1 protein-coding gene is annotated in these 2,096 nt (G+C 42.6%); it reads right to left on the reverse strand.

The window, feature by feature from the left end:
- Positions 1–2,096: NACHT domain-containing protein (locus V6C93_RS29740; RefSeq protein WP_414644308.1), on the reverse strand; the 2,096-nt coding region annotated here is incomplete at both ends.

The following is a 2,096-nucleotide window of genomic DNA, read 5'->3' on the forward strand; positions in this document are numbered from 1 at the left end:
GGGTCGTTGGCGATCGCACTCTGAAGGCTTTGGGGTAAGTCACCTTGGTTGAGGCTTTGGCTGTCGGGAGTAGTTGTATTGTCTACTCCCTCTTGTTGGTGCCAAGCTTGATAGAAGGCTGGGTAGGTCATGTTTTGAGCACAGTGCCAGAAGATCTCGTAGAGGATGTCGTAGCTCTCTGTATCTTCTATGTAGTCTTTTAAGCCTTCAACTACTACTGTAAGCAAACCGCTTTTGATGACTTTTTTCAGAAAATATATCGCGTCCAAAGCTATTATCTGCTCTTCAGTAGTTTGCAGCAGTCGCACCACAGCCGTAGTAGCATCTATGTTTATAGATGCAGCCTTTCCCAAAACCCAAGTAACTTGCTGAAGTATATCTGTATCCTCGCTGGTATTGAGTATCTTAACTAGAGTAGGGACAACAGCAGAGTTGTTAGAAGCAATTTCTGCCAATCTATTGACAGCAAATGAATTGATATTTTGAATCAATCCAAATATGAGCTGATTTTGATTAGTATCCAGCCTATCTAAAACCTCAAGTAGAGCTTTTAAATTTTCTAATTCATTAATACTTGTTTTGAGGGTCGGCTTTCTTCCTAGCAACCCAACTAGGGCATCAATATTATTTAATCTACTGATGGCTTGTTCAATGTTGACCACATCTATTTCTGTCATCAGATTAATAAAGTTTCTGCTGTCGTTTAAGTTTCCAGTAGGAAGTTTCAGTAAACTGTCGTCAAATCGCAAAGGGGTTTGGTTATTCTGTTGGCTGTTTGGTGACAGCTTATCTAGGGCAGCAATGGCAATGGGATTTCCAGCAGCAAATTTTTTCAAATTGCCTATAGTGTTGATGCGATGCAAGTTGATTATTTTTGATTTATTTAATGATTCTTTGCTACGTTCTAAATAAGCAACAATAACTTTGATAGCTAATGGGTTGCCAGGATCTATTTGCACTAAAATCTCAGCTACTTGTAGAGAATTGCCCTTACTTGGGTTGGAATTCATCCGCCTAGTCAATACATCAATTACCTTCTGGCGATGCGTTTGCGACAATGCAACTTCAGCTTCCTTTGCGATGAGAGGAAGCGTGTGTAATTGGCTGTTTTCTGAGTTGACAGCGCTAAACTTCCATTTAATAAGGTGTTCTATAATCTCATTAACACGCTCACAACCCCTAAACTCAGCAATTCCGAATGCTGCTAGAAAATAGGCTCGATACGAATAAAATCTCCCGCACCCATCCTCAAATTCCACCAACTTTTTGATGAATGCCTCCTTCTGCTCCTTCGTTACATCTTCATGAGGTCGCCCCAGCCACAGCAAAATCACCTCTTTCCACTGCGGCTCAAAAATGCGGTATCTCTCCGAGACTGGCTTAGGATTATGGTTATCGTGGGCGCGAGGTAAGAAAAAGTCCCAATCATCGATCGCCAGCGCTGCGAAATATTCCTGAAATGTAGGATGGAAGAAAGCGTAGACAGGTTGATGAGGATTTTTAGCATCTACACCCACTAGATTGAGCCAACCAACCGTGAGCGCCAATTGAAATAGAGAACTATCCCGAAATACACTATCAACAAACTTCTGCCGCAGACAAAATCGATTCGTTTCATTATCAATTGCTGCGACAGCCAACTCTTTCAGCTTGGCATTTAATTGCTCTCTTTCTTCAGGCGTTATTGTGGAAACTTCTTTTTCCTTGTCTTGCCACCTGTAGACTTCCTCGACAAACTGCTGGTAAAGTTTAGCCTTAGTATCCGGTAACTTTCCCTCCCACAAATGCCAAGTCGAACACAACAGCGTCAACCGCAGGGGATTTCTGACCAAATCCTTAATTCGCTCTTTTCCGGGTTTGTTTAACGCCTGCTGCAACTGAATACCCAATTCAGGGTCATTTTTTTGGAAACAAGCGTTGATAAACTCCTCTACTTTCTTTTGGCTAAACTCCAACGTGCGATAGGTTTGAAAGCCGTTGAGAGAATAGGGATTTGCTTCCCAGACATTCAGCCGACACGTCAGCACTACACGCAAGCGATCGCACCAGCCTACAATTCGGTTAGCGATCGCTGTGAGAGGACTCCCGAATTTAGC

Source organism: Allocoleopsis sp. (assembly GCF_036703385.1).
In the GTDB taxonomy this organism is placed as follows: Bacteria; Cyanobacteriota; Cyanobacteriia; order Cyanobacteriales; family Coleofasciculaceae; genus Allocoleopsis.